The sequence below is a fragment of the Pseudomonas sp. CC120222-01a genome, assembly GCF_003097235.1.
In the GTDB taxonomy this organism is placed as follows: domain Bacteria; phylum Pseudomonadota; class Gammaproteobacteria; order Pseudomonadales; family Pseudomonadaceae; genus Aquipseudomonas.
Genome location: NZ_QEQQ01000027.1, coordinates 51221 through 70723, shown reverse-complemented (window position 1 = coordinate 70723; position 19503 = coordinate 51221). Strand labels below are relative to the sequence as shown.

Annotated in this window: 19 protein-coding genes; 13 read left to right on the top strand and 6 right to left on the bottom strand. The window is 62.3% G+C overall.

Going from position 1 to position 19503, the window contains the following annotated elements:
* Positions 1-100 precede the first annotated feature (100 nt).
* The 4 genes from N430_RS25405 (at position 101) to N430_RS25390 (ending at position 5951) form a co-directional block, all read left to right on the top strand.
* Positions 101-2095, top strand: a complete 1995-nt coding sequence (locus N430_RS25405) for a M3 family metallopeptidase (protein WP_110639494.1) — start codon at positions 101-103, stop codon at positions 2093-2095.
* A gap of 73 nt (positions 2096-2168) precedes the next feature.
* Positions 2169-3227 (top strand): PA0069 family radical SAM protein, encoded by a 1059-nt coding sequence (locus N430_RS25400; protein WP_110639495.1) that lies wholly within the window; start codon positions 2169-2171, stop codon positions 3225-3227.
* A 293-nt stretch (positions 3228-3520) separates the two neighbouring features.
* Entirely contained in the window at positions 3521-4240 is a 720-nt protein-coding gene (locus tag N430_RS25395; protein WP_110639496.1) for a carbonic anhydrase, read from the top strand.
* A gap of 190 nt (positions 4241-4430) precedes the next feature.
* A complete protein-coding gene (locus N430_RS25390; protein ID WP_371922796.1) occupies positions 4431-5951 on the top strand; it encodes a SulP family inorganic anion transporter in 1521 nt (506 codons plus the stop codon).
* A 2-nt stretch (positions 5952-5953) separates the two neighbouring features.
* Here the strand turns inward: N430_RS25390 and N430_RS25385 are convergent, their stop codons facing one another.
* Together N430_RS25385 and N430_RS25380 are read right to left on the bottom strand one after the other, a co-directional pair.
* Positions 5954-7036 carry a hypothetical protein gene (locus N430_RS25385; RefSeq protein ID WP_110639497.1) on the bottom strand — a complete coding sequence of 361 codons (1083 nt, stop codon included), beginning with the start codon at positions 7034-7036 and terminating at the stop codon, positions 5954-5956.
* Positions 7037-7143: 107 nt separating this feature from the next.
* Complete coding sequence (locus N430_RS25380; RefSeq protein ID WP_110639498.1) at positions 7144-7788, bottom strand: hypothetical protein; 645 nt, start codon at positions 7786-7788, stop codon at positions 7144-7146.
* A gap of 368 nt (positions 7789-8156) precedes the next feature.
* On the opposite strand from N430_RS25380, the gene coxB reads away from it, so the two are divergent.
* From coxB to N430_RS25360, 4 genes are read left to right on the top strand one after another with little or no spacing between them, the layout of a single operon-like run.
* Positions 8157-9284 (top strand): cytochrome c oxidase subunit II, encoded by a 1128-nt coding sequence (gene coxB, locus N430_RS25375; protein ID WP_110639499.1) that lies wholly within the window; start codon positions 8157-8159, stop codon positions 9282-9284.
* Positions 9285-9327: 43 nt separating this feature from the next.
* Positions 9328-10917 (top strand): cytochrome c oxidase subunit I, encoded by a 1590-nt coding sequence (ctaD, locus tag N430_RS25370; protein WP_110639500.1) that lies wholly within the window; start codon positions 9328-9330, stop codon positions 10915-10917.
* A 10-nt stretch (positions 10918-10927) separates the two neighbouring features.
* The gene (locus tag N430_RS25365) at positions 10928-11494 is read left to right on the top strand and encodes a cytochrome c oxidase assembly protein (RefSeq protein ID WP_110639501.1); all 567 of its coding nucleotides are present in this window, start codon (positions 10928-10930) and stop codon (positions 11492-11494) included.
* A 16-nt stretch (positions 11495-11510) separates the two neighbouring features.
* Positions 11511-12398, top strand: coding sequence for a cytochrome c oxidase subunit 3 (locus N430_RS25360; RefSeq protein ID WP_110639502.1), 888 nt, complete (start codon positions 11511-11513; stop codon positions 12396-12398).
* Positions 12399-12497: 99 nt separating this feature from the next.
* Here N430_RS25360 and N430_RS25355 read toward each other — a convergent pair whose 3' ends face one another.
* Complete coding sequence (locus N430_RS25355) at positions 12498-12701, bottom strand: twin transmembrane helix small protein (RefSeq protein WP_054884381.1); 204 nt, start codon at positions 12699-12701, stop codon at positions 12498-12500.
* Positions 12702-12764: 63 nt separating this feature from the next.
* On the opposite strand from N430_RS25355, the gene N430_RS25350 reads away from it, so the two are divergent.
* Genes N430_RS25350 through N430_RS25330 form a run of 5 tightly spaced genes read left to right on the top strand, consistent with a single transcriptional unit; the run spans position 12765 to position 16648 of the window.
* Positions 12765-13502 carry an SURF1 family protein gene (locus N430_RS25350; RefSeq protein WP_110639503.1) on the top strand — a complete coding sequence of 246 codons (738 nt, stop codon included), beginning with the start codon at positions 12765-12767 and terminating at the stop codon, positions 13500-13502.
* Positions 13471-14052, top strand: coding sequence for a hypothetical protein (locus N430_RS25345; RefSeq protein ID WP_110639504.1), 582 nt, complete (start codon positions 13471-13473; stop codon positions 14050-14052). The genes N430_RS25350 and N430_RS25345 overlap by 32 nt, the downstream gene beginning before the upstream one ends.
* A gap of 9 nt (positions 14053-14061) precedes the next feature.
* A complete protein-coding gene (locus N430_RS25340) occupies positions 14062-15141 on the top strand; it encodes a heme A synthase (RefSeq protein ID WP_110639505.1) in 1080 nt (359 codons plus the stop codon).
* Complete coding sequence (cyoE, locus tag N430_RS25335; protein ID WP_110639506.1) at positions 15126-16019, top strand: heme o synthase; 894 nt, start codon at positions 15126-15128, stop codon at positions 16017-16019. Before N430_RS25340 ends, cyoE begins: the two co-directional genes overlap by 16 nt.
* Positions 16016-16648 carry an SCO family protein gene (locus N430_RS25330; RefSeq protein ID WP_103448336.1) on the top strand — a complete coding sequence of 211 codons (633 nt, stop codon included), beginning with the start codon at positions 16016-16018 and terminating at the stop codon, positions 16646-16648. Before cyoE ends, N430_RS25330 begins: the two co-directional genes overlap by 4 nt.
* A gap of 123 nt (positions 16649-16771) precedes the next feature.
* On the opposite strand, the gene N430_RS25325 is transcribed toward N430_RS25330, so the two are convergent.
* From N430_RS25325 to N430_RS25315, 3 genes are all read right to left on the bottom strand, one after another.
* Positions 16772-17545: a MetQ/NlpA family ABC transporter substrate-binding protein gene (locus N430_RS25325; protein WP_110639507.1), complete on the bottom strand. Its 774-nt coding sequence runs from the start codon at positions 17543-17545 to the stop codon at positions 16772-16774.
* A gap of 64 nt (positions 17546-17609) precedes the next feature.
* Positions 17610-18281, bottom strand: coding sequence for a methionine ABC transporter permease (locus N430_RS25320; RefSeq protein ID WP_103448334.1), 672 nt, complete (start codon positions 18279-18281; stop codon positions 17610-17612).
* Entirely contained in the window at positions 18281-19288 is a 1008-nt protein-coding gene (locus N430_RS25315; RefSeq protein ID WP_110639508.1) for a methionine ABC transporter ATP-binding protein, read from the bottom strand. Before N430_RS25315 ends, N430_RS25320 begins: the two co-directional genes overlap by 1 nt.
* Between the last annotated feature and the right edge of the window lie 215 nt (positions 19289-19503).

The following is a 19503-nucleotide window of genomic DNA, read 5'->3' as shown; positions in this document are numbered from 1 at the left end:
TGCTCGGGCCGGCATGCCTGGGTGGTACATGATCAGGCCACCTTCCCGCTATTGGCCATGCAAGCTCGCCTGCCCTTCAATTTGAGCAAGGCGATGCTTCATGGACAACCCGCTGCTGCAAAACAATGCAACTCCCGTCGATTACACCTCGATCACGCTGGAAAATATGGGTGAAGCCTTCGACCATGTGTTGCTGGCACACGAGCAAGGTATCGAGCGCATCATCTCCGATCAGCAGGTATTACCCACCTGGGATGACCTGGTACTGGCCGTGGATGGGCTGGATGCCCAGCTTCTGGCGGTGCTGTATGGCGCCTCGCCTCTGGTTGGCAAGGACCAGGCCTGGGCCGACGCCATCCTCGATTTCTATGCCAAGACTACGGCGCGCTTCGAACAAAAATTCGTCAACCTGCGGCTGCAGGCCCTGTATGAGCGCTTGGCCAATAGCGATGTCGGCATGCAGTTGGATGCCCACAAGCGGGCTACCTTGCGCTGGCACCTGAACAAGTTCGCCACCAGTGGAGTGTTGCTGGACAGCGTCGGCAAGTCACGTCTGGCTGAAATACAGGCGCAGATTGGCTCCGCACGTGCAGCATTCCTCAGCAACACCGGTCGGCCAGGATTGAGCATTTCCGATGAGTCCGAGCTGAGCGGCATCCCGCAACGCATTCGCGACGAGCTGGCCGCTCGCGCGCGCGAAGCCGGTGAGCCGGGCTGGTTGATCCCTTGCGAAAGCGTGGCAACCGACGCGGTGCTCATGCATGCCAAGGACCGTGGGCTACGTGAGCGTGTGTATCGGGCCTACCACGCCCGTGGTGTCAGCCCTGACCCGCAGCGAGACAACCGCCCGCTGCTGCAGCAACTGGCCCGTTTGCGAGAGGAGAAGGCCCATCTGCTCGGTTTTGCCAGCCATCTGGATCTGAGTCTGCAGGCCAAGAGTGCGGGTTCGGCTACCCAGGTGCGCGCCTTTCTGCATGAGCTGGCCGACCACGTCCGGCCGGCCATGGGACAATGGCGCTCGGCTATCGAGCGTCAGGGCGCGAGCCAGGGCTTGGAGCCGGTGCATCCGTGGGACGTTGCTTACTTGCAGGCGTCCTCGCGCACCGCGCTTACCAACGAGGCCCTGCGAGAGCACTTCCCGCTTGACGCTGTTATCGCTGCGTTGCAGCAGTTGGTTCAGCAGTTGTTCGGTGTGTCGCTGCAGCCCAGGCTGCTTGCCACCTGGGACGACAGTGTGCAGTCGTTCGAGGTCTGGCAGGACAACGCCCTCATCGGTTTTCTCTACCTCGATGCGGTACAGCACGCCGGGAAGCAGGCTGATGCAGTGTTCACTACTTACATCCGCAACCGCCGCATCGATGCCGAGGGCATCTACCAGCCCGCTTCGGTAGTGGTTTTCTGCGATGTACCGCAGGCGCTGGACGGCAACCCGCCACTGTTGGACCACCTGTCGCTGCGCAAGCTGTTCCATGAATTTGGCCATGCCATGCACCACCTGCTGGTGCGCACCAGCAACCATGTGATGTCCAATGTCACTGAGCTTGGGACCGATGGTGTGGAGCTGTTCGGCAAGCTCTTCGAGCGGTGGGTGTGGGATGCAGATTACCTGGTATCGATTTCGACGCAGCCGCAGGGTGGCCGCCGACTGACCCGGGATCAGGCTGATGAATGCCTGGGCCGGCTACGCCAGCAAAGTGTGGAAGAAACGGCCCTCAATTTGAGCCTGGCCCTGTTCGACATCGACCTGCATGCCACGCCGAACGATGGCAGAAGCCTCGAGCAACGTCTGGGAGACGCCCGGGAGCGCTGCGGATACTGGCCGTTGGCCGATTTCGAACATCCTGCTCACGCCTTCGACCATCTGGTGAACGGCTACGACGCGGGCTACTACGCGTATTTGTGGTCAGATGTGCATGCCCTGGATGTGTTCTCCCGCTTCGAGGCCTCAGGCCTGTTGGACCGGACAACAGGTAGTGCGCTACAGGCAGCGCTGTTCGCACCTGGGGCGACGCGCCCTCTGCGCGAGGGAATCGAAGCGTTTCTGGGACGGCCGGCGAGTTCGCAGCCTTATCTGCGCTGGCATGGGCTGGCCTGAAGCGCTGACCGGAGGTGCTGGAAAGATCATCGAGCACAATATACTGTATATGGATACAGTACAGGGGTGAGCCATGATTCCTCCAGCACCACAAAAGGGCCGTGGCACGGCACACAATCCGCACAACCGCTTTGCCCCGAGCCATTCTGTGGCCGAGGATGATGGCTGGTACCAGGAGGTACCGCCGACGCAGGGTACCGAGATTCGGATTGAAACGGCGAAATCGGTCATCAGCCGCAATACCTCCCCCGACCTGCCCTTCGATCGCTCGATCAATCCCTACCGAGGTTGCGAGCATGGCTGCATCTACTGCTATGCCCGCCCTTCGCACGCCTACTGGGATCTGTCCCCTGGCCTGGATTTCGAGACCAAGCTTATTGCCAAGACCAATGCCGCCGAAGTGCTTGCCCAGCAGTTGAGCAAACCGGGCTACGTTTGCGCGCCGATCAATCTGGGCTCGAACACAGACCCTTATCAACCCATCGAGCGCGAACAACAGCTGACTCGACGGTTGCTGGAAGTGCTGTTGCGTTTTCGTCACCCCGTGACCATCGTCACCAAGGGCTCGCTGGTATTACGCGACCTCGACCTGCTGGCCGAGATGGCCAGTCAGCGCCTGGCACGGGTGATGATCAGTCTCACCACCCTGGACGATGACCTCAAGCGGGTGCTCGAGCCCCGTGCGGCTTCGCCCAAGGCGAGGTTGCGGGCCATTCGTGTCTTGCGCGAAGCCGGTGTGCCGGTAGGGGTCTTGTGTTCGCCGATGATTCCGATGATCAACGACAGCGAGCTTGAGCGCTTGCTGGAAGCTGCCAAGGAAGCGGGCGCACAGAGCGCTGCCTACATGATGCTGCGCCTGCCGTTGGAAGTGGCACCGTTGTTCGAGCAGTGGCTGCAAGACCATTACCCGCAACGTGCGGCCCATGTGCTCAGCCTGATTCGCCAGAGCCGTGGCGGCGAGCTTTACGATAGCCGCTTCGGCGCACGGATGCGCGGTGAGGGGGTGTTTGCCGAGTTGCTGGCGCAGCGTTTTGCCAAGGCGATGAAGCGGCTGGACTTCGAGGGGCGGGACGCGCAGGTGCTGGATTGTTCGGCCTTTTGCCCGCCAGGTGGCCAGATGGCGTTGTTCTGACATCAGGTGGCGCCTGCAGACATCCCCAGTGCGACTCATTCAAGCAAATAATCTGAGTAATGGCGCTTGGCAGTTGATGCTTTTTTGCTATTATTCGGTTCCCGCCTTTTATATCTGGAACACCCGTTCTAGAGCCTCCGAATTAAGTTTCAGTTAAGTTTTCCCCGCTAGCGTAGGAATCCAGTCATCGAACACTGTGATCTATCGCCCGTGCGCGTCATCTAAATCTGCGCATAGCCAGAATCTTTCACCGGTAAAATGGATTTACCTACACACCGTCAAGAGGATGAAACATGCCCGTCAAGGACCCATCCAAGGTCGTTCCGCAAGCCCCCGCGGAGAGCGCCGATGCCGCCCTGAAGCACATCGTCGACGGCTTCCTGCGCTTTCACCATGACGTCTTCCCCGAGCAGCAAGAGCTGTTCAAGAAGCTCGCCACCGCGCAAACCCCACGCGCCATGTTCATCACCTGTGCCGACTCGCGCATCGTCCCCGAGCTGATCACTCAGAGCTCGCCTGGCGACCTGTTCGTGACCCGTAACGTCGGTAACGTGGTACCGCCGTATGGCCAGATGAACGGGGGTGTTTCCAGCGCTATCGAATACGCCGTGCTGGCGCTGAAGGTGCATCACATCATCATCTGTGGTCACTCCGACTGTGGCGCCATGCGTGCGGTGTTGAACCCGCATTCGCTGGACAAGATGCCCACCGTTGGTGCCTGGCTGCGCCACGCCGAAGTGGCCCGCACCGTGGTCGAGAACAACTGCTCGTGCGGCAGCGAACACGAAAGCATGCAGGTGCTGACCAAGGAAAACGTCATCGCCCAGCTGCACCACCTGCGCACCCACCCGTCTGTGGCCTCGCGCCTGGCTGCGGGCCAGCTGTACATCCACGGCTGGGTCTACGACATCGAGACCAGCAAGATCGAAGCCTACGACGCTGCCAGCGACAGCTTCCTGCCTCTGGCCGCTGGCCAGCCGGTGCCTAGCGCCACTCCGAGAGGCCGCTACTAAGCGACCCGTCCACAGCTGAACCTTGAATAGCCGGCTGCATCCAACGCGGGTGCGGCGCGGCCTTCGGCTGCCTTGAAAATGCCCTGACTACCTGCCGGCGATTTCGCTGGCGGCCCGCGCCTGTGCGCTCGTCAGGGACCAAACGTGCTCACGGCCAGGGGAATGGCCGTGCGACAGAGAAAGGAGAATGATGGTGAACATGACACAGTTGAAAGCGGCCTTGCCGCGAGAGTTGCTAGCGTCGGTGGTGGTCTTCCTGGTCGCCCTGCCGTTGTGCATGGGTATTGCGATCGCCTCGGGCATGCCGCCGGCCAAGGGGCTGATCACCGGTATCATCGGTGGCGTCGTGGTCGGCTTCCTGGCGGGCTCACCGCTGCAGGTCAGTGGCCCGGCGGCTGGTTTGGCGGTACTGGTGTTCGAGCTGGTGCGCCAGCACGGTATGGCGATGCTCGGGCCGATCCTGCTGTTGGCGGGGATTCTGCAATTGCTGGCCGGGCGCTTGCGCCTGGGGTGCTGGTTCCGTGTCACCGCGCCAGCGGTGGTGTACGGCATGCTCGCCGGTATCGGCGTGCTGATTGTGTTGTCGCAGGTGCATGTCATGTTCGACACGGCACCGCAGCCTTCGGGCATGCAGAACCTGTTGGCGTTTCCTGCGACCGTGAGCGCTGCTCTGCCCCTGGAGGAGGCTGGTTCCGCTTGGGTAGCCGGTGCACTCGGGCTCGGTACCATAGCCATCATGTGGGCGTGGGAGCGCTTGCGGCCACAGAAGCTGCGATTCATTCCCGGTGCGTTGCTCGGCGTGGCAGCAATGACCGCCGTCGCCATGTGGCTGGCACTGCCGGTTAATCGCGTTCAGGTTCCGGCAGACCTGTCCGAGGCCATCGACTGGATCCGCCCGGACGACCTGATGAAGCTCGCCGACCCGACCCTGCTGGTAGCGGCCTTCGCCCTGGCCTTCATCGCCAGTGCCGAAACGCTGCTGTCGGCGGCCGCGGTAGACCGCATGCACAGCGGCCAGCGTTCAGATTTCGATCGCGAGCTCTCGGCACAAGGGATCGGCAACATGCTGTGCGGGCTCCTGGGAGCCTTGCCAATGACAGGCGTCATCGTGCGCAGCTCGGCTAACGTCCAGGCCGGTGCACAAACCCGTGCCTCGGCGATCCTGCATGGCCTGTGGTTGCTGGCGTTCGTGGTGATTCTGAGCAGCGTGCTGCAGCAGATTCCGGTGGCGAGCCTGGCTGGCGTGCTGGTATTCACCGGTATCAAGCTGGTCGATTTCAAGGCGCTGCGAGGTTTGGGCCGCTACGGTCGAATGCCGATGTTCACCTACGTGGCGACGGCCATGGCGATCATCTTCACCGACCTGTTGACCGGTGTGCTGCTAGGGTTCGCCCTGACATTGCTGAAGCTGGCATTCAAGGCGGCCCGCCTGAAAATCTGCCTCGTCCAGCTTGAGCCTCGCGGCCATATGGAGCTGCGCCTGAGCGGGGCGGCAACGTTCCTCAAGGTACCTGCATTGACCCAGGTGCTCGATAGCGTGCCTGCCGGCACCACCCTGCATGTTCCGCTGGCCAACCTGACCTATATCGACCATTCATGCCTGGAACTGTTGGAGGATTGGAGCAAGACCAGCGGCTCCAACCTGCGCATTGAGCAGCGAGGCCTCAAGCGCAGGGTGGAAGGCCGTTTGCGCAGCGTTGCAGGCACCTGAGGTCAGTGCTTGACCTCGATCATCTCCGGTGCACCTGGCCATGTACCCTTCAGGTTCACGGTACGGGTGCCACCCAACCACTCGCTGGCTGGTGTGTTCCACCTCATCGACTTGCGAGTGTTGGGGCCGATGTTGATGAACTCCGCAGTCAGCACCATCTCGGTGGCGGTGAGGGGGATTTCGCCGAAGCTGGTCGAACTCCCACCGACCACAGTCCTGGACGCTTTGACCGGGCCTGCGGGGGTCTGGTAGGACAGTGTGACCTTGGTGGTGTAGGTGGTTAAGGACGAAGCCTTGCTGTCCACCAGCAGGTTCAGCACACCGACCTTGCCGACCCAGCTTGGGATCAGCACCCGGCTGCCTGCGAACGAAGCAAAGCTATAGGCGACAGGCAGGGGTTCGGTGGCCACCTCACCACTTTTTGCCGGCAAGGTATGCGTCTCGACTTCATTGGAATTGCTGGTGAACACGTAGCTCGCCTTGCCTTTGCCGTTGATGCCGTCTTCACCGAGCAGGCGGTTGAGGCCGCTCGCGCTGCCTGAAACGGTGAAGCTGGCTTTGCTTTTCTTCGCCACTGCATTCACGCCACTACTGGCGTAGATGACCGAAGTCACCACGCCAAAACCTTCGGAGATGCCGGCCTTGGTTGCCATGTTCAACTTATGCGCCTGGCCGAGCAGCCAATCGTATTGATCGTCGAGGATGGCAAGGTTGCTGATGGCGTGCTCACCGCTGATAGCGAACTCCGAGGTAATGGAATTCTCCTTGTCGAAGGTCCATTCCAGTGCGGCATCGGGTTTGACCTCGGTACCTGTGCTCGGGTCAAAGATTACCCCTCCGACACTGGCGTTGATGCTCCTGCACGTCACGCCAGAGGATTTGAAATCCCATTTTCGACTTTGCTGGCTTTTGCTGATCTCGACCCCGGGCAGGCAATCGGCCACAAGCCTGAAGTCGCCGGAGTCGGCGTCGATGATGCCGACCGCGCCAGGCTTGATGACGGGGTTGAGGCCCCAGTTGCCCCATATCGTGCGATAGGTGCCGCGCAGCAGGTCCGTATAAATCCTGTTTCTTCTGATCGTCATTGTCATCACCTGGTAATGGAAAAGGCCGCCCTGAGGCGGCCGGATGACAGTAATGATCGAAGGTGGGGGGCAGCAGGAGGAGCGCTTTCCCTCACCGGTCTGGCAGGTCAGGCGCTGGCCCGGCCGAATTCCACGTTCAACTGGCGGGACAGGCACGGCCAGCGCTTCCAGGCCTCGCCGGTCTGCGGGCTGCTGAGGGTTTCGCGATAGGCTTCCACCGACTCGGCGGCGAAGCTTTCGTCGTTTAGCATCTCGTCCACCGAGTGGTGCACTACCTCGTCCAGTTGGTTGGCGAAGGTTTCGCCGATCAGCTGGTGGGCGATCAGGTTGGCCACCGTGGTGTCGACCGGAATCAGTGGTTGCTGGAAGTGGCGGATATACAGGTCGTTGACCTCTTCCACCAGGCGGTGCGCGAGGTAAGCCTCATCCAGCAGGCAATCGAGCCCCACATGCCCTTGCATCACGCGGGGTGGCTGCAGGAAATAGGCCTCGGCAATTTTCAGCACAGGTTTGATCTGTGATTCGATCCCCGCTTCGCGGGCTACGTTGTGGGCGGCTTCCAGCAGCTCGGGAACTCGATCGATGTAAGCGCTGACGAAGCGCGCCAAAGTACCCTGGGCGTCCTGCTCAGGCAGTTGGATCGAGGGGTGCAGGTGAGGCAGTTGCAGCTCGAGACGCTCTTTCAGTTGGCCGGTGCGGCCTTCGTGATCGTGGGCTTGGCTAATTTGCTCGCGTACAGCAGCGATGTTCATGACAACTCCAGGGACAAGACGTTTCAAACGGAAGACACTAAATTAGCTCGGTATACAGAATACCTAAGACGCATTTGTTATAAACCCCGCAAACGTGTGCGCAGTTCGGCATATCGCATTGCCATTATTTTGCCACAACCCCTCAAGCTCGGGCTTTTGCACGGCCTTTCGCATTTCTTGAAGTTCATTTCACCAGCGTCGTTGCGTGCCGTTGGTCGCTGTCTATACTCCCGTTGAACGTGATTCGTTGATGAGGCCCGACTGCTTTTGCAGGGGCTCGGTCGTCGAAGCCAGGCAGTCTTGACCGCCGTTCCCTCTTGCCGCAGGCCACGCCTCCGGGACTACAAGAACGAGAAGGGGAACCCGCAATGATGCGACATCCACATGTCTGGATGGGCCTCCTGTTGTGGTCGGTTTTTGGTCAGGCCAACGCTGCCTGGACCGTGAACATGCACCCGGGGGCGACGGAAGTCTCCAACGCCGTGTTCGACCTGCACATGACGATCTTCTGGATCTGCGTGATCATCGGCATCGTGGTTTTCGGTGCGATGTTCTGGTCCATGGTTATCCACCGCCGTTCCACCGGCCAGCAGCCCGCACATTTCCACGAGCACACCTGGGTGGAAATCCTCTGGACCATCGTGCCCTTCCTGATCCTGGTGGCCATGGCCATTCCGGCCACCAAGACCCTGATCGACATCTACGACGCCAGCGAATCGGACATCGATATCCAGGTCACCGGCTACCAGTGGAAGTGGCACTACAAATACCTGGGCCAGGACGTGGAGTTCTTCAGCAACCTGGCCACCCCCGCCGATCAGATCCACAACAAGGCGCCCAAGGACGAGCACTACCTGCTTGAGGTCGACCAGCCGCTGGTGCTGCCGGTCGGTGCCAAGGTGCGCTTCCTGGTGACCGCCGCCGACGTCATCCACTCCTGGTGGGTGCCGGCCTTCGCGGTCAAGCGCGACGCCATCCCCGGCTTCGTCAACGAAGCCTGGACCCGTATCGAGAAGCCCGGCATCTACCGCGGCCAGTGCACCGAGCTGTGCGGCAAGGACCACGGCTTCATGCCGGTGGTGGTCGAGGTCAAGTCCAAGTCCGACTATGAAGCCTGGCTTGCCGACCGCAAGGCCGAGGCGGCCAAGCTCAAGGAGCTGACCAGCAAGGACTGGACGCTCGAAGAACTGGTCGAGCGTGGCGACAAGGTCTACCACACCACTTGCGTGGCCTGTCACCAGGCCGAGGGCCAGGGCTTGCCACCGATGTTCCCGGCGCTCAAGGGGTCGAAAGTGGCCACCGGGCCGAAGGAAGAGCACCTGAGCACGGTTTACCACGGCCGCCCGGGCACGGCGATGGCCGCGTTCGGCAAGCAGCTCTCGGAAGTCGACATCGCCGCCGTGGTCACCTACGAGCGCAACGCCTGGGGCAACAACAAGGGCGACATGGTCACGCCGAAGGACGTGCTGGCGCTCAAGCAGGCAGAAGCCAAGTGAACAGGGTTTTGCGCGGCAATCAGCGGATTGCAGGAGACAGGACATGAGTGCAGTGATCGACGACCACGCCCACGGCCATGAGCACGCCCACGGCCCGGCCAAGGGCCTGATGCGCTGGGTGCTGACGACCAACCACAAGGACATCGGCACGATGTACCTGTGGTTCGCCTTCATGATGTTCCTGCTTGGCGGCTCGTTCGCCATGGTGATCCGCGCCGAGCTGTTCCAGCCCGGGCTGCAGATCGTCGAGCCGGCGTTCTTCAACCAGATGACCACCATGCATGGCCTGATCATGGTGTTCGGCGCGGTGATGCCGGCCTTCGTCGGCCTGGCCAACTGGATGATCCCGCTGATGATCGGCGCCCCGGACATGGCCCTGCCGCGGATGAACAACTTCAGTTTCTGGCTGCTGCCGGCGGCCTTCCTGCTGCTGGTTTCGACCCTGTTCAGCCCAGGTGGCGGGCCGAACTTCGGCTGGACCTTCTATGCCCCGCTATCCACTACCTATGCGCCCGCCAGCGTCACCTTCTTCATCTTCGCCATCCACCTTATGGGCATCAGCTCGATCATGGGCGCGATCAACGTGATCGCCACCATCCTCAACCTGCGCGCCCCAGGCATGACCCTGATGAAAATGCCGCTGTTCGTCTGGACCTGGCTGATCACCGCGTTCCTGCTTATCGCGGTGATGCCGGTGCTGGCCGGTGTGGTGACCATGATGCTGATGGACATCCACTTCGGCACCAGCTTCTTCAGTGCCGCCGGTGGCGGTGACCCGGTGCTGTTCCAGCATGTGTTCTGGTTCTTCGGCCACCCCGAGGTGTACATCATGATCCTGCCGGCCTTCGGCGCGGTCAGCTCGATCATCCCGGCGTTCTCGCGCAAGCCGCTGTTCGGCTACACCTCGATGGTCTACGCCACCGGCGCGATTGCCTTCCTGTCGTTCATCGTCTGGGCTCACCACATGTTCGTGGTCGGCATCCCGGTGGTCGGCGAACTGTTCTTCATGTACGCCACCATGCTCATCGCCGTACCCACCGGGGTGAAGGTGTTCAACTGGGTCAGCACCATGTGGGAAGGCTCGCTCAGCTTCGAGACGCCGATGCTGTTTGCCATCGCCTTCGTCATCCTGTTCACCATCGGTGGTTTCTCCGGGTTGATGCTGGCCATCGCCCCGGCGGACTTCCAGTACCACGACACCTACTTCGTGGTGGCGCACTTCCACTATGTGCTGGTGCCCGGGGCGATCTTCGGCATCTTTGCCTCGGCCTACTACTGGCTGCCGAAATGGACCGGCCACATGTATGACGAAACCCTCGGCAAGCTGCACTTCTGGCTGTCGTTCGTCGGCATGAACATGGCCTTCTTCCCCATGCACTTCGTGGGTTTGGCCGGGATGCCACGGCGTATTCCCGACTACAACCTGCAGTTCGCCGATTTCAACATGGTGTCGTCGATTGGCGCCTTCCTGTTCGGCACCACGCAGCTGTTCTTCCTGTTCATCGTCATCAAGTGCATCCGCGGCGGCGCGCCGGCACCGGCCAAACCCTGGGATGGCGCCGAGGGCCTGGAATGGTCGATCCCCTCGCCAGCGCCGTATCACACCTTCCAGACTCCGCCGGAAGTGAAGTAGGAGCGTCGCCATGAAAGGCTCGTCGCTCAAGCGCCTGGTCACCCGCCTGCTGCTGCTGACGGTGGTGATGTTCGGCTTCGGGTTTGCCCTGGTGCCGATGTATGACGTGATGTGCAAGGCCTTCGGCATCAACGGCAAGACCGGCGGGCAGTACGAGGGCAGCCAGGTCAGTGACCCGACGCGTTCGGTGCGGGTGCAGTTCATGTCGACCAACGCCGCCGACATGGTCTGGGACTTCTATTCCAAGGGCGACGAGCTCGAGGTCAACCCGGGCGCGGTGAATCAGATGATCTTCGTCGCGCACAACCCGACCAACCGGCCGATGAGTGCGCAAGCGATACCCAGCATCACCCCGGCTGAGGCCGCGGCGTATTTCCACAAGACCGAGTGCTTCTGCTTTACCCAGCAGGTGCTGCAGCCCGGCGAACGCATCGAGATGCCGGTGCGCTTCATCGTCGACCGCGACCTGCCGGAAAGCGTGAAGCACCTGACACTGGCCTACACCTTGTTCGACATCACTGCACGTCATCCGCCGGTCGCCCATGCCGCGGTACAGGACGTGCAGGGCGCCCGCTGAGGGAAGGAGAACAGCAATGGCAAGTCATGAGCACTACTACGTTCCGGCGCAGAGCAAGTGGCCGATCATCGCCACCATCGGCATGTTCATCACGGTGTTCGGCCTGGGGACCTGGTTCAACGACATGAAGGCCGGCCACCCGTCATCACACGGGCCGCTGATCTTCTTCGTCGGCGCGCTGTTCCTGGCCTACATGCTGTTCGGCTGGTTCGGCTCGGTGGTCCGCGAGAGCCGCGCCGGGCTGTACAGCCCGCAACTGGACCGCTCGTTCCGCTGGGGCATGAGCTGGTTCATCTTCTCGGAAGTGATGTTCTTCATGGCCTTCTTCGGCGCGCTGTTCTACGTGCGTGTGCTGGCCGGGCCGTGGCTGGGTGGTGAAGGGGCCAAAGGTGTTGCGCACATGCTGTGGCCGACGTTCGAATTTACCTGGCCGCTGTTGCATACGCCCGACCCGAAACTGTTCCCGCCGCCCAAGGAAGTGATCGACCCGTGGCACCTGCCGCTGATCAACACCATCCTGCTGGTCAGCTCCAGCGTGACCATCACCCTCGCGCACCACGCTCTGCGCCGTGACCATCGTGGCCCGCTGAAATTCTGGATGGCGCTGACCATCCTTCTAGGTATCAGCTTCATCACGCTGCAGGCCTACGAGTACCACGAGGCCTACACCAAGCTGGGGCTGACCCTGGGCTCGGGCATCTATGGCGCGACGTTCTTCATGCTCACGGGTTTCCACGGGGCCCACGTGACCTTGGGCACGATCATCCTGATCGTGATGTTCGTGCGCATCCTGCGGGGGCACTTCAACCCCGAGAAACACTTCGGTTTCGAGGCGGCGAGCTGGTACTGGCACTTCGTCGATGTGGTGTGGGTGGGGCTGTTCATCTTCGTATACGTGCTGTGAATACAGAACCCTGTGGGAGCGGGCATGCCCGCGAATGCGTCGGCACATTCAACATCGCATTCGCGGGCATGCCCGCTCCCACAGGGTCAGATGAAAATTTCAGAAAGGGGCGTGGGAAACCAGCTGACCACTGATGAAACCCCAGGCGACCAGGCCGACGGTCAGGGCCGCCAAGGTGACTCGTACGGTCAGGGCTTTCAGCAGGCGGGTCGAGTTTTCATCGTCCTTGACCAGAAACACCAGGCCACTGAACAGGCTGGCAACAGTGGCCAACAGCATCAGGACAATCGCGGCCTTGAGCATGGCGCTTCTCCGGGGGGATGCGGTGATGTGGATAAGTATAGCGATTGGCCCGGCGAGGCTGCGATGAGGCGGTTTCGCCCAGGCTGGATACCGACCCTGGTGGTGCTTGCGCTGCTACCGGGGCTGATCGCGCTCGGCTGCTGGCAGCTTGGCCGCGCCGATGAGAAGCGCGCGCTGCTGGACACTTATGCTGAACGTGAGGTCGCACCTGCGTTGGCCACCAGCCAGCTGCAACAGTCGCAGGATCCGGCCTACCGCCGGGTGCACCTCTATGGCCGCTTCGACGCCGAACACAGCCTGTTACTGGACAACAGCATGCGCGACGGCCAAGCCGGCGTCGAGCTGCTGCAACCCTTCCATGACCAGAGCAGTGGCCTGTGGCTGCTGGTCAACCGTGGCTGGCTGCCGTGGCCGGACCGCCGTGTACCGGTGCAATTCAACACCCCCGATCAAGCCTTGGCACTCGATGCCACGGTGTATGTGGCGCCAGGCAAAACCTTCCAGTTACACCCCGACCCGGTAGGCGGCCAGTGGCCGCATCTGCTCACTGCCATCGACGCAGCACAACTCTGGCAGCAACTTGACCGCGAAGGCTTCGCCCATGAACTGCGCCTGGAATCGGGCCCTGCCAGCTACCGGCTGGGCTGGCCGATCGTTGCCCTGGGCCCGGAGAAGCACTTGGGCTACGCCGCGCAATGGTTCGCCCTGGCCACCGCCCTGGTACTGCTCTACCTCTACTTTGGCTGGCACCGCAAGAAGGAGAAAACCGATGGCCGCCGCCACTCCACTGGACCTGCCTGAACGTAGCAAACCCAGAGCCCGCGGGCGTTTGCAGCTGATACTGATTCTGCTGGTGGTGCTTGGGCCGATGGTCCTGGCCACCTGTATGTACAAGCTGCAGTTCTGGGTTCCAGACGGTCGCAACTACCACGGCACCATGATCGGCAATGGCGAGAGTCGCGCTGATATCGGTATCGCGGGTGAGGACGAGCGCTGGCAATTGCTGGTCAGCGCCCCGCAAGCCTGTACCGAGGACTGTCAGCGGCTGGTCTACCTGGTGCGCCAGATTCAAGTCGGCCTGGGCCGGGACGCCAGCCGCGCCAGCCATGCCCTGGCGGCGGCTCAGCCGCTGAGCGCTGAATTCCAGACGCTACTCGGCCGTGAATACCCCCAATTGCAGCGCTACCCGCTGGACGTCCAGCGCTACACCCAGAGCGTCACCGAGCCCGGCCCGCAGCTGTGGATCGTCGACCCGCACGGCAACCTGGTGTTGCGCTACGACGGCAAGGTCAACGGCAAGCACGTGCTCGATGACCTGCGTCACCTGCTCAAGCTGTCCAACATCGGCTAGGAGCCTGCCATGGCCAGACCTGGATTCCGCCTCGCTGTGTTCGCCACCCTGCTGGCACTGCTGGTCGTCCTGCTCGGTGCCTACACCCGCCTGACCCACGCCGGGCTCGGCTGCCCCGACTGGCCGGGTTGCTATGGTTTCATCAGCGTGCCCAGCAGCGAAGCGCAGCTGGCCCATGCCGGACTGCACTTCCCGGACCATCCGGTGGAAGAGGCCAAGGGCTGGGCCGAGATGGTCCATCGTTACTTCGCCGGCACCCTCGCCGTGGTGATCGCCCTGCTCGCCCTGCAGGCGCTGCGTCGGCATGCCCGCGATGGCCAGCCGTATCGCCTGCCACTGTTGTTGCTGGGCGTGGTGCTGGCGCAGGCGGCGTTTGGCATGTGGACCGTCACCCTTAAATTGTGGCCGCAAGTGGTCACCGCGCACTTGCTGGGCGGTTTCACCACCCTGAGCCTGCTGTTCCTGCTGTCCCTGCGTCTATCCCGGGCCTTTGCGCCCTTGCCAAAGCTGCCGCTCAGCCTACGGCGGATAGCCGCGTTGGCCTTGCTGGTGGTGATCGGCCAGATCGCCCTGGGCGGCTGGGTCAGTGCCAACTATGCGGCGGTCGCCTGCATCGACCTGCCCACCTGCCATGGCCAGTGGTGGCCGGCGGCCGACTTCAGCAACGGCTTCCACCTCAGCCAGCACGTCGGCCCCAACTACCTGGGTGGGCAGCTGGACAGCGATGCGCGCACGGCCATTCACATCAGCCACCGTCTGGGCGCGCTATTGGTGACCTGTGTGCTGCTGCTGCTCAGCTGGAAGCTGCACCGCTGTGGCCTCACTGGCCTGTCGCGGCTGGTGCTGCTGGCGCTGGCCGTACAAGTCGGCCTGGGGATCAGCAACGTGCTGTTCCACCTGCCGCTGGCCGTGGCCGTCGCGCATAACGCGGGCGGTGCGATGCTGCTGCTGAGCATGGTGCTGGTGAACTACCGCATTCGCGTGGTCGACAAGGTCCGCGTCGGCGTCGGGCAGGGCTGGCGCCTGCGGCCTGTAGCCGGAGTGAGCATCAACCATCACATGAGGAACGATTCGTGGCGACGCTTCTGAGCGCACGGCGTGCCGGCTGGCGCGATTACCTGGAGCTGACCAAGCCCAAGGTGGTGGTTTTGATGTTGATCACCTCGCTGGCGGGCATGTTCCTGGCGACCCGCGCTGGGGTCAGCTGGAGTGTGCTGCTGTTCGGCAACCTGGGGATCGCCCTGTGCGCGGGCAGCGCGGCAGTGGTCAACCACGTGGTGGACCGGCGCATCGACGCATTGATGGCGCGTACCCACAAGCGGCCCTTGGCCCAGGGCCGGGTCGAGCCGTTGCCGGCGTTGCTGTTCGCCCTGGCTCTGGCGCTGCTTGGCATGGCCCTGCTGCTGGTCTTTACCAACCCCCTCACCGCCTGGCTGACCCTGGCTTCCCTGCTCGGCTATGCGGTGCTCTACACCGGCTTTCTCAAGCGCGCCACGCCTCAGAACATCGTCATCGGCGGGCTGGCCGGCGCCGCACCGCCGCTGCTGGGTTGGGTCGCAGTGAGCGGCCATGTCAGCGCCGAGCCTTTGCTGCTGGTGCTGATCATCTTCGCCTGGACGCCACCGCACTTCTGGGCGCTGGCCATCCACCGCAAGGAAGAGTACGCCAAGGCCGATATCCCGATGCTGCCGGTTACCCACGGCGAGCGTTACACCAAGCTGCATATCCTGTTGTACAGCCTGATATTGCTGGCAGTGAGCCTGCTGCCGTTTGCCATCCACATGAGCGGCCTGTTGTACCTGGCCTGCGCCCTGGTACTGGGCCTGCGCTTCCTGCAATGGGCTTGGGTGTTGTACCGTGGCAGCCAGCCGCACGCGGCGATCGGCACCTTCAAGTACTCTATCGGCTACCTGTTCGCGCTGTTCATCGCGTTGCTCGTTGACCACTACCTGTTGCTGAATCTATGACCCGAACCCAGAAAACCGTCTTCATCCTCGTCGCCCTGGTCGCGCTGATCCTGGGCCTTACCGTCAACAAGGTGCTCAGTGAGCGGGGCCAGCTGAACCCGACCGAACTGATCGATGCCGGCATCATCCTGCTGCCGCAGAGCCGCGCGGTGGCCGATGTGACCATGACCAACCAGGATGGCCAGCCGGTGCAGCTGGACGACCTCAAGGGCAAATGGTCGCTGCTGTTCTTCGGCTACACCTACTGCCCGGACATCTGCCCGACCACCCTGGCCCAGTTGCGCCAGGTGAAGAGCGAGCTGCCCAAGGAGGCCGTGGACCGGCTGCAGGTGGTGCTGGTGAGCGTGGACCCGAACCGCGATACGCCGAACCAGCTGAAGCAGTACCTGGGCTATTTCGACAAGGATTTTGTCGGGGTGGCGGGGTCGATCGAAGATACCCAGAAGCTGGCCAATGCCTTGAGCATTCCGTTCATCCCGGCCGATACCAGCAAGCCGGGGTATACCGTTGATCACAGCGGCAACCTGGCGGTCGTTGGGCCGGATGGGCGTCAGCGTGGGTTCATTCGTGCGCCGTTCAACAACCAGAAGCTGGTGGCGCAACTGCCTGGCTTGGTCAAGCGGGATTGAGATTGCTGGGCCTGCTGCGCAGGCCTTTCGCGACACAAGGCCGCTCCTACAGGGGAACTCACATCCCTGTAGGAGCGGCCTTGTGTCGCGAAAGGGCCGCAAAGCGGCCCCAAGGATGCGAGATCAGAACGCCGGAACGACAGCGCCTTTGTACTTCTCGTTGATGAACTGCTTCACCTCAGGCGAGTGCAGTGCAGCCGCCAGCTTCTTCATCGCGTCCGAGTCCTTGTTGTCCGGGCGGGCAACCAGGATGTTCACGTACGGCGAGTCGCTGCCTTCGATGGCCAAGGCGTCTTTTTCCGGATTCAGCTTGGCTTCCAGCGCGTAGTTGGTGTTGATCAGGGCGATATCGACCTGGGTCAGCACACGCGGGATGGTGGCCGCTTCCAGCTCACGGAACTTCACGCTTTTCGGGTTTTCGGCAACGTCCTTCACGGTCGACAGGATGTTGGTGTTGTCCTTCAACTTGATCACGCCGGCCTTGTCCAGCAGCAGCAGGGCGCGGCCGCCGTTGGTGGCGTCGTTGGGGATGACCACGGTAGCGCCGGAGGACAGCTCGTCGAGCTTCTTGATCTTGGTCGAGTACACGCCCAGCGGCTCGATGTGCACGCCGGCAACGCTGACCAGGTTGGTGCCCTTGGCCTTGTTGAACTCATCCAGGTACGGCTGGTGCTGGAAGAAGTTGGCGTCCAGGCGCTTCTCGGCCACCTGCACGTTCGGCTGAATGTAGTCGGTGAATTCCTTGACCTTCAGGTCTACGCCTTCTTTCGCCAGCTGAGGTTTGACGAAGTTGAGGATCTCGGCGTGCGGCACCGGGGTGGCGGCGACGGTGAGGGTTTCGGCGGCGTTGGCCGAGAAGGCCGCGACAGCGGCGACAACAGCAAGCAGCTTCTTCATGAATCACTCCTTGTGAGGGCCGCGACGGCCCCCGAACGGGTCGGCCGGGCCGACCCCATTGGGGTTACTTACGGGAAAAATGCACGACCAGTTTGTCGCCCACGCTCTGCAGGACTTGAACCAGGACCAGCAACAGCACCACGGTCACGACCATCACGTCGGTCTGGAAACGCTGGTAACCGAAGCGGATGGCCAGGTCGCCCAGGCCGCCAGCGCCGACCACACCGGCCATGGCGGTGTACGACACCAGGGTGATGGCGGTGACGGTGATCGCCGCGAAGATGCCCGGGCGGGCCTCCGGCAGCAGCGCGCTGGTGATGATCTGGCGGGTGGTGGCGCCCATCGACTGGGTGGCCTCGATGATGCCGCGGTCCACCTCACGCAAGGCGGTTTCCACCAGGCGCGCGAAGAACGGCGTGGCACCCACCACCAGCGGCGGGATGGCGCCGGCGACACCCAGCGAGGTGCCGGTGATCAACACGGTGAACGGAATCATCACGATCAGCAGGATGATGAACGGCAGCGAGCGCAGGATGTTGACGATCAGCGACAGCAGCGCATACACGCCCTTCTGCTCGAACATCTGCTTCGGCCCGCAGAGGAACAGCAGCACGCCCAGTGGCAGGCCCAGCAACACGGTGAAGAACAGCGAGCCGAACAGCATGATCATGGTATCGACGGTGGCCAGCCAGATTTCGGCCCAGTCGACGTTAGCGAAGAAATTCAGGGCGTCCATCAACGCAGTACCTCCATATGTACGTCAGCTGCCTTGAAGCGGGCGAACGCCGCTTCCATGTCCCCGCCGATCAGGGCAAGGGTGAGCTGGCCATAGGGGACATCCTTGATGCGGTCGATACGCCCGGCGAGGATGCTGTAGTCCACGCCGGTTTCACGGGCCACGGTGCCCAGCAGCGGGGCGTAGGTGGAATCGCCCTGGAAGGTCAGGCGCACGATACGGCCTGGCACGTGGGCGAAGTCGTCGCGCTGCTCGCCTTCGTCGACCTGCTCGTCCTCCTGGACGAAACGCTTGGTGGTCGGGTGTTGCGGGTGCAGGAACACGTCGGCCACCGAGCCTTGCTCGACGATCTGGCCGGCATCCATGACTGCTACGCGGTCGCAGACCCGGCGGATCACGTCCATTTCGTGGGTGATCAGTACGATGGTCAGCTTCAGCTCACGGTTGATCTCGGCCAGCAGCTGCAACACCGAAGCGGTGGTCTGCGGGTCGAGGGCGCTGGTGGCTTCGTCGCACAGCAGGATCTTCGGGTTGGTCGACAGGGCGCGGGCAATGCCGACGCGTTGCTTCTGGCCACCGGACAACTGCGCCGGGTACTTCCTGGCGTGGTCCTGCAGGCCGACCCGGGCCAGCAGCTCGGTGACACGCTTGTCGATCTCGCTGCGGGACAGCTCGCCGGCCAGGGTCAGTGGCAGGGCGACGTTGTCGGCGACCGTCTTGGATGCCAGCAGGTTGAAGTGCTGGAAGATCATCCCGACCTGCTGGCGGAAGCCGCGCAGCTGGTTGGCGTTGAACGCGGTGACGTCTTCGCCGTCGACGATGATCGTGCCGCCGGAAGGCTCTTCGAGGCGGTTGATCAGGCGCAGCATGGTGCTCTTGCCGGCGCCGGAATGGCCGATCAGGCCGAACACCTGGCCATCTTCGATGGTCAGGCTGGTCGGATTCAGTGCGGGGATTTCCCTACCGGCGACGCGGTAGGTCTTGTGTACCTGTTGGAACTCGATCACGTAGCGAACCTTGTGGGGCGCATGGAATTTGGGTCAGCGGTTAGCTGGGGTCGCGCATTTTAGCCTTTTCCCATAGCTGTTCTTAGCATTTATTTCGTAATGCACCAATCCTTCGGGCATATCGCGACAACCGGTAATCCTGATTGAACGCTCGACAACGCCCTCCAGTCACTACTTGCACAAGCCCGACAAGGGCACGCCTGAAGACTGACGAG